We start from the raw sequence: 8102 nt of genomic DNA on the forward strand, positions 1-8102 counted from the left end.
GTACTGCAGGGGGGACCCTGTGGGAGAGTAGGACACCGCCGAACAAATATTACGGGAAACCCCCGCACCTCACGGTGCGGGGGTTTTCTGCGTTCGGGGTTCATTTAGGGTCTAGCCATGCGCTATGACCTGGTGATCTTCGACAACGATGGTGTCCTGGTGGACAGTGAGCCGATCTCCAATCGGCTGCTGGCGGCCTATCTGACCGAGATCGGGCACCCCACCTCCTACGAGGACTCCATCCGTGACTACATGGGGTCCGCGATGCACCGCATCCACGACCTGGTCCAGGAGCGCACGGGGCAGCGGTTGCCGACCGAGTTCGACGACACGTTCCACCGGCGGGTGTTCGCCGCCTTCGAACAGGAGCTGGAACCCGTGGCCGGTGCTGTGGACGTTCTCGCGAAGCTGGCCGCCGACGGGGTGCCGTACTGCGTGGCGTCCTCCGGGAGCCATGAGCGGATCCGGGTGGGGCATCGGAAGACCGGGCTGGACCGGTGGTTCGAGGAGGCGCGGATCTTCAGTTCGCAGGATGTCGGGAAGGGGAAGCCGGCGCCTGATCTCTTCCTGCACGCGGCCCGGCGGATGGGGGTGGCGCCGGAGCGGTGTGTGGTCGTCGAGGACAGTCCGCTGGGGGTGCGGGCGGCTGTGGCGGCCGGAATGGACGTGTACGGGTTCACCGCGATGACGCCTGCCGCGAAGCTCGCGGGGGCCACTCAACTCTTCTGCGATCTGCGGGAGTTGCCCGACCTGCTGATCTGACGTTCGATCCGGTCGCGGGCTGACATTTGTCATGCGTAGCTCCGGACGATCGTTTCTATGAGCGGACCCCTCCCGGCGGCGAAGCTATGGGCATGACGACGAACCAGCACAAGAAGCAGAACGCCTTCGCCCCGCTCCTCGTGGACGTGGCGGTGCCGCTCGGGTCGTACTACCTGTTCAAGGGCGCCTTCGGGATGAGCACCTTCGCCGCTCTGGCCTGGAGCAGTGTGGTGCCCGCCGGGCGGACGCTGTGGAGCGCGATGAGCAGGCGGACGGTCAACGGGCTCGCCGGGCTCATCCTCGTCGTCAACATCGTCGGGCTGGTGCTCAGCTTCGTCGCCGGTGATCCGCGGCTCATGCTGGCCAAGGACAGTGCGGTCAGCAGCACCGTGGGGATCGGGATCCTGGTGTCCGTGGCACTGGGGAGGCCGATGATGACCGCCGCGCTCAAGCCGTTCCTGGTGAAGGGCGACGCGGTCAGGGAGGCCGCCTGGGCGCGGCTGGAGAGTGGGACGGCGTCCGCGTCGGTGGCCTTCCGGAGGCGGGAGCGGGCCTTCTCGATCGTGTGGGGTGTGGTGCTGCTCGCCGAGTGTGTCGTGCGGGTCGTGGGGGCCTACACGGTGCCGGTGGACACCATGGTGTGGGTCGGGTCGGTGATCATGGTCGTGGCGATGGGTATGGGCTTCTTGGCCGGTGGGGCGCTCGGTGCCGGGCCGATGGTGGCGATGCTCGCCTCCGAGGTGAAGGCCGGGAAGGCCGCTGAGGTCGAGGCCGCGGCCGAGATGCCCGAGGTCGTCCTTGCCCGGTAGATCCCGGGGATCCGGCAAAGCTGAGGAGAATTCATCTTTGGCTGGATCTACCCACGAGTACGCAGGGGCTCTACGCTCGCCGCCATGACAGAAGTGCTGCGGCGCGGTAGGGCCTCTTTGGCGTTCAGCTTTTTCGCGCAGGGGGCGGCCTTCGCTCTGCTCGTGACCCGGATCCCGGCCATCCAGAACAGGTACGGGGTCTCGGACGCGCTGCTGCCCGTCTTCCTCGCCGCCGTGCCCGTCCTGGCCGGCGTCGGCAGCGTGTCGACCGAGCAACTGGTGAAGCGGATACCGCCCAGCCGGCTGCTGCGCTGGTCCCAGCCGGTGGTGCTCCTGGCGCTGCTCGGCGTCGGGGCGGGACGGGGGATGGCCGAGCTGGGTGTCGCCCTGGCTGTCTTCGGCCTCGCCGTGGGGGCGCTGGACGCCTCGATGAACATGCTCGGGGTGAGTCTTCAGCGGACGTACGGGCGCAGCATCATGCTGAGCTTCCATGCCGTGTACAGCCTGGGCGGGATCGTGGGGGCCTCGCTGGCGTGGGTGGGGGCGCACTGGCATCTCGCCCTGTGGGTGTCGTATCTGCCGGTGGTGGCGGTGCTGTTGCCGGCCGTTCTGGTGGGCGCCCGGTGGTATGTCGACGGCGAGTCCGGGACCGCCGGGGCCGGCGTCGTGGAGGACGGTTCGGCGGAGGACGACAAGTCGGGGGGCGGCGGTTCGGGTCTCGTCTTCAAGCTGCTGCTGCCGTTGTGTCTGGTGATGACCTTCGCCTACATCGGGGACTCGACGGTCTCCAACTGGAGCGCGAAGTATCTCCAGGACGTGCTGGGCAGCAGCGAACAGCTGGCCACCGTTCCGTACAACGTCTACATGGTCACCACGCTGCTCGGGCGGGCCATCGGGGACTTCGGGGTGCGGCGGTTCGGGGCCGCGGCGGCGGTGCGGCTGGGGTCGTTGGTGGCGGCGGCGGGGTTCGCGGTGGTGGCCGTCGCGCCCGGGGCGTGGGTCGGGATGCTGGGCTTCACGTTGGTCGGGCTCGGGTTGTGCGTGCTGGTGCCGCAGACGTTCGCGGCGGCGGGACGGTTGTTCCCCGGGGCTTCGGACGCGGCGATCGCCCGTCTCAACATCTTCAACTACGTCGGGTTCCTGATCGGTTCGCCGTTGGTGGGGGCGTTGGGAGACGCCTGGAGCTATCGGGGAGCGATGGTGGTGCCGATGGTGTTGGTGCTGGTGACGTTGGTGTACGCCCGGTCGTTCGCCGCTCAACCGGACCGATACGGTGGCGGGCATGAGCGGCCGCGCACAGCTGATGTGGGACGAGGCAGTAACGGGCTATGACTTCGGGCCCGAGCATCCGATGGATCCGGTCCGGCTGGATCTGACCCGGAGGCTGGTCGGCGCCCTGGGGCTCGACCGGGAGGTGGACGTCGTCGGGGCGAAGCCTGCCGGGGAGTCGACGTTGCGGCTCGTGCACCGGGAGGACTACGTCGCGGCCGTCAAGGCGGCGTCGGCGGAGCCGGGCGCGGCGGACCAGTCGTACGGGCTGGGCACGATGGACGATCCGGCCTTCGCGGGGATGCACGAGGTGTCCGCCCTCATCGCCGGGCTGTCGGTGGGGGCCGCGGAGGCCGTGTGGCGGGGGGAGGCGCTGCACGCGGTGAACTTCGCGGGCGGTCTGCACCACGCGATGCCCGGGGGCGCGTCAGGATTCTGTATCTACAACGACGCGTCGTTGGCGATCGCCCGGCTGCTGGAGCTGGGGGCCGAACGGGTCGCGTACGTGGATGTGGACGTGCATCACGGGGACGGCGTGCAGGCGGCGTTCTGGGAGGATCCGCGGGTGCTGACGATCTCCCTGCACGAGCACCCTCGCACCTTGTTCCCGCAGACCGGGTGGCCCGAGGAGACCGGTGGGGAGGGCGCGGAGGGGGCGGCGGTGAACGTCGCTCTGCCGGCGGGGACCGGGGACGCGGGGTGGTTGCGTGCGTTCCACGCGGTGGTGCCGGAGCTGATCGCCGATTTCCGGCCGGATGTGCTGGTGACCCAGCACGGTGCCGACACGCACTTCGAGGATCCGTTGGCGCATCTCGCGGTCTCTCTCGATGCGCAGCGGGCGGTGCAGGTGGCCTGCCATGAGTTGGCGCACGAGTACGCCGGGGGCAAGTGGGTCGCGTTGGGTGGGGGCGGGTACGCGGTGGTGGAGGTGGTGCCGCGGTCCTGGACGCATCTGGTGGGGGTGGCTGCCGGGGCGCCGGTGGCGCCGGAGACGGTGATCCCGGAGGGGTGGCGGCAGGAGGTCTTCGCTCGCACCCGGCAGTTGGGGCCGGCGCGGATGACTGACGGGCGGTGGCCGGTGGAGTGGGCCGAATGGGAGTCGGGGTACGACCCCGCCGATCGGTTGGACCAGGCTGTGTTGGCCACGCGGCGGGCGGTGTTTCCGTTGCGGGGGTTGTTGCCGTAGGCCGTAGGCCGTGGGCCGTAGGCCGTGTGGTGCGGCTGGGCGGGTGTCGTGGGTTCGCCCCCGCCGCCCTCACCCGTTCCCGTCCTCGTCAGGGGGCTCCGCGCCCTGTGACCCCTGGGTCGGCCTGGACGGCCTCGTCCTCAAGCGCCGGACGGGCTGCGGTGTCGGGTGGGCCGGGAAGGCTTGGTCTTACGCCAACTGTGCGGTGTTGGCAGGGTTCTGCCGCGGGGCCGGGCTCTGTTCCGTCAGCATCGCTTTCGTGTTGAGTGCCGGAGCGCTTCGGGCGCATCTGCTTGCTGCGCGGTTGGCCGGGGTGGTGGCCACCTCGCGGGAGGAGAGTCTGCGGAGCTATCGGCTCTTCGCCGCTCGCGATCCCCGGGTGCTGATCGGGCTCGATCCCGAGAGGATTTGGGGGCAGCGGGACCTGATCGCGTTGATGGCCGACAAGTGTGGAGTTTCGGCCGATCCCGCCTGTGTTTCCGGGCATGATGTGATCGATCCTGAGCGGACGTTGGCCGCACTCGACGCGTTCGCGGAGCGGCTCGCCTCGGTCGCCGTGCGTGGCGCTCCCGTGCTGCTGGGCACCGGGCATCCCCATCGGCTGCTGGGGTTCTACGCCGCGGTTGCGGACGCTTTGTCGACGGCGGGATGTGATGTCCTCACCCCGGCGCAGGGTCTCTGTGTCGACATAACGACCCGGTTCGGCCTACGCACTCACCACCTCGACTACGTACGGGGAGTCGCGGTCGTCCGGGAGGCGGGTGCCGAACGCGCCGGTTGTGCGACCGGTGCGCACAGCCATTCACCGCTCCCGGTTCGGGCCGCGCTCGCGGCGGCGGCCGAGGGCGGGGGGCCGCTGCCCGAGCTGGTCATCGGGGACCATGGATGGGTCTGCGGGGCAGGTCAGCTGGGGTTCGAGGCCATCGGCCTGGCGGACACCGACGACCCCGCGCTGTTCGTGGGTGAGGCCGAGGGAGTCGTCTCCGTCGCCGTTCCACTTGATGACGCCGTGCGGTCCGCTTACTACAGGCCGCTGACCCGCTACGTACTCAATCGAGCGTGTCTGTCACAGTAGGCCGCTGATGGGTGCACCTCTTCCCCACTCGCATCACCCGCCCCTACATTGGGGAGTGAGCACGCAGCGACGAAGAGTCACCGGAAGGGGAAGCCGGTGGCCGTCGAGTCGAGTGCGGAAGGTTCAGGTGTGTCATGGCTGCAGCTGGCGAGAGGCCTCTGAACGAGGTTCAGTTCCTTACCGTGGCGGAAGTCGCCTCGGTGATGCGAGTGTCGAAGATGACCGTGTACCGACTGGTGCACAGCGGTCATCTGCCCGCGATCCGGGTGGGGCGGTCCTTCCGCGTCCCCGAGCAAGCGGTTCACGAGTACCTCCGCGAGAGCTACGTGGGGGTGGAAACCGCCTGACGGCCGGGGCCTGTCCGGCAGGGCAGGCCCGGGGTGGGGTCCGGCCTCAGGGCCGTCTCGGACCCCTCCCACCTCTCGATTACGACCTCAGCGCTCGGACGGGTAGGCTAGGCCCTCGTAGGTCGTATGGGCCCATGGCGCCCAGCACCGAGTGATGAGAAGTGAGCGAGGGTAGTCGTGGGCTCTGTTATCAAGAAGCGGCGCAAGCGGATGGCCAAGAAGAAGCACCGCAAGCTGCTCAAGCGCACGCGCGTTCAGCGTCGCAACAAGAAGTAGGCGCCGGCAGAAGTAGGCGCAGGCACTTACTTCGCGCGACGCGAGCCGCGTAAGCGTGGTGTGGCCCCCCACCGTGTTATCGGTGGGGGGCCACACGCATATCCAGGTGGCCGTACGGTCGGCTGAACGCCGTGCGTATGCCTGGACGCGCACCATGGCTGAACTGGTCGTATGACCGAAGGGTTCCAGTCACTTCGAGCATCGGGCGGTCATCACAGCGCAACATCGACCCGCTAAGTTGGCCCGCAGACGGGAACTCGGCAGGGCAGCCGGCGGTTCCAGTACGGAAGGAAGGCGCTGATCTTGGGAAAGGTCGTGCTCGTTACCGGAGTGGCCCGTCAGTTGGGGGGCCGGTTCGTACGACGGATCCAGCGTGATCCACAGGTCGACCGTGTGGTCGCCGTGGACGCGGTACGGCCCGAGCACCATCTCGGGGGCGCCGACTTCATCGAGGCCGACATCCGGCAGCCCACCATCGCGCGGGTGCTCGCCGAGACCGGTGCCGACACGGTCGTCCACCTGGACGTGACGGCGACCGCGCTGGGCCGCGGCAGCCGGACCGTGGTCAAGGAGACCAACGTCATCGGGACGATGCAGCTGCTCGGCGCCTGTCAGAAGTCGCCGAACGTGAAGCGGCTCGTGGTCAAGTCCTCCACCAACGTCTACGGGTCCGCGCCGCGCGATCCCGCCGTGTTCACCGAGACGACCCCGGCCAAGTCGCTGCCCAGCGGCGGCTTCGCCAAGGACGCCGTCGAGGTCGAGGGGTATGTGCGCGGGTTCGCCCGGCGGCGGCCCGATGTGGCCGTGTGCGTGCTGCGGTTCGCCAACATCCTCGGGCCCACCGCCGAGACGCCGCTCGCCTCGTACTTCTCGCTGCCCGTGCTGCCCACCGTGTTGGGCTACGACCCCCGGCTCCAGTTCGTCCACGAGGACGACGTGATCGAGGTGCTGCGGATCGCCTCGCACGAACCGCGGCGGGGCACGCTCAACAGCGGCACCTTCAACATCGCCGGTGACGGAGTGCTGTTGCTGTCGCAGTGTTCGCGGCGGCTCGGGCGGCCCACCGTGCCGTTGCTGCTGCCTGCCGTCACCTGGGCGGGGTCTTTGGTGCGTACGCTGGGTATGACGGACTTCTCGCCCGAGCAGATCCGGCTGCTGACCCATGGCCGGGTCGTGTCCACGGACCAGATGCGCGAGACGCTGGGGTTCACGCCGCGCTACACGACGGCCGAGACCTTCGCGGACTTCGCGCGCAGTCACGGACCCGGACTCCTGCCGCCCGAGGCCGTTGCCGGGGCCGTCGACCGGATCGCCGCGCTGCCCCTGCCGGGCGGCGGCCACCTCCCGGTCCACCTCCCGACGCAGAGCGCCAACTGAGGAGCGCATCAACGATGGCGGATGCCAAGGTCATTCCGTTCGACGACGACCGGTCCCGGGGGAGCGCCGTAGCGCGGCCGCCGCGGCGCCGAGGCGCGGTGAGCCGGCGCCGGAACGGAGAGCCCGCGCCGGTCCGGGAGATCGGTGAGGTCGCTGAGGTCAGTGAGGTCCAGCCCCTGCCCACCAGGGCGGCCGGGCAGGATGATGTTCCTGTGACGGGTGAGAAACGGTCGGGCGAGGATGTCGGCGGCCTGGAGCGGCGGATCGCGGGCGGGCTCTCCTTCCTGCGCCGGCGCCTCACGGGCGACTACGAGGTCGACGACTTCGGCTACGACGAGGAGCTCACCGACCAGGTTCTGATGTCCCTGCTGCGGCCGGTGTACGAGAAGTACTTCCGGGTCGAGGTGAAGGGCGTCGAGAACATCCCGGCCGAGGGCGGCGCGTTGATCGTCGCGAACCACTCCGGGACGCTGCCGTTGGACGGGCTGATGATGCAGGTCGCCGTTCACGACCACCACCCTGCGGGCCGGCACCTGCGGCTCCTGGCCGCCGACCTCGTCTTCGTGCTGCCGGTCGTCAACGAGCTGGCCCGCAAGCTGGGGCACACCCTCGCCTGCTCGGAGGACGCCGAACGGCTCCTCGGCCAGGGCGAGCTGGTCGGTGTGATGCCGGAGGGCTTCAAGGGCATCGGCAAGCCCTTCGGCGAGCGCTACAAGCTCCAGCGGTTCGGCCGGGGCGGCTTCGTCTCGACGGCGCTGCGCCAGGGTGCGCCGATCATCCCCTGCTCGATCGTCGGGGCCGAGGAGATCTACCCGATGATCGGCAACGCGAAGACGTTGGCGCGGGTGCTCGGGTTCCCCTACTTCCCGCTGACGCCGACCTTCCCTTGGCTGGGACCGCTGGGCGGGATTCCACTGCCGACGAAGTGGACGATCCAGTTCGGAGAGCCGATCCGGACGGACGGTTACCCGCCGGAGGCAGCGGAGGACCCGATGCTGATG

General features: G+C 69.2%; 9 protein-coding genes. All 9 read left to right on the forward strand.

Annotated elements, in window-relative coordinates; genetic code table 11:
• Positions 1-117 precede the first annotated feature (117 nt).
• Positions 118-762, forward strand: a complete 645-nt coding sequence (locus ACIPFH_RS37245; protein WP_401833619.1) for an HAD family hydrolase — start codon at positions 118-120, stop codon at positions 760-762.
• A gap of 92 nt (positions 763-854) precedes the next feature.
• Positions 855-1571: a VC0807 family protein gene (locus ACIPFH_RS37250; protein WP_401833621.1), complete on the forward strand. Its 717-nt coding sequence runs from the start codon at positions 855-857 to the stop codon at positions 1569-1571.
• A gap of 84 nt (positions 1572-1655) precedes the next feature.
• Positions 1656-2903 (forward strand): MFS transporter, encoded by a 1248-nt coding sequence (locus ACIPFH_RS37255; RefSeq protein WP_401833623.1) that lies wholly within the window; start codon positions 1656-1658, stop codon positions 2901-2903.
• A complete protein-coding gene (locus tag ACIPFH_RS37260) occupies positions 2854-4026 on the forward strand; it encodes an acetoin utilization protein AcuC (RefSeq protein WP_401833625.1) in 1173 nt (390 codons plus the stop codon). Before ACIPFH_RS37255 ends, ACIPFH_RS37260 begins: the two co-directional genes overlap by 50 nt.
• A 259-nt stretch (positions 4027-4285) precedes the next feature.
• The gene (locus ACIPFH_RS37265; RefSeq protein WP_401833627.1) at positions 4286-5101 is read left to right on the forward strand and encodes a phosphatase; all 816 of its coding nucleotides are present in this window, start codon (positions 4286-4288) and stop codon (positions 5099-5101) included.
• 134 nt (positions 5102-5235) lie between these two features.
• Positions 5236-5448 carry a helix-turn-helix domain-containing protein gene (locus tag ACIPFH_RS37270; protein ID WP_004984898.1) on the forward strand — a complete coding sequence of 71 codons (213 nt, stop codon included), beginning with the start codon at positions 5236-5238 and terminating at the stop codon, positions 5446-5448.
• Positions 5449-5625: 177 nt separating this feature from the next.
• On the forward strand, positions 5626-5724 hold the full coding sequence (locus ACIPFH_RS37275; RefSeq protein ID WP_003948845.1) for a 30S ribosomal protein bS22: 99 nt from the start codon (positions 5626-5628) through the stop codon (positions 5722-5724).
• A 303-nt stretch (positions 5725-6027) separates the two neighbouring features.
• Positions 6028-7101, forward strand: coding sequence for an NAD-dependent epimerase/dehydratase family protein (locus tag ACIPFH_RS37280; RefSeq protein WP_401833629.1), 1074 nt, complete (start codon positions 6028-6030; stop codon positions 7099-7101).
• 14 nt (positions 7102-7115) lie between these two features.
• On the forward strand, positions 7116-8102 hold a 987-nt coding region (locus ACIPFH_RS37285), incomplete at its 3' end, for a lysophospholipid acyltransferase family protein (RefSeq protein ID WP_401833632.1).

The sequence above is a fragment of the Streptomyces sp. NPDC088157 genome, assembly GCF_044741545.1.
Classification (GTDB): domain Bacteria; phylum Actinomycetota; class Actinomycetes; order Streptomycetales; family Streptomycetaceae; genus Streptomyces.

Bases quoted from the DNA above. Each gene is read 5' to 3' on its own strand.
- ACIPFH_RS37250 (WP_401833621.1), top strand. From the start codon at position 855: ATGACGACGAACCAGCACAAGAAGCAGAACGCCTTCGCCCCGCTCCTC.
- ACIPFH_RS37270 (WP_004984898.1), top strand. From the start codon at position 5,236: ATGGCTGCAGCTGGCGAGAGGCCTCTGAACGAGGTTCAGTTCCTTACC.
- ACIPFH_RS37260 (WP_401833625.1), top strand. From the start codon at position 2,854: ATGAGCGGCCGCGCACAGCTGATGTGGGACGAGGCAGTAACGGGCTAT.
- ACIPFH_RS37255 (WP_401833623.1), top strand. From the start codon at position 1,656: ATGACAGAAGTGCTGCGGCGCGGTAGGGCCTCTTTGGCGTTCAGCTTT.
- ACIPFH_RS37245 (WP_401833619.1), top strand. From the start codon at position 118: ATGCGCTATGACCTGGTGATCTTCGACAACGATGGTGTCCTGGTGGAC.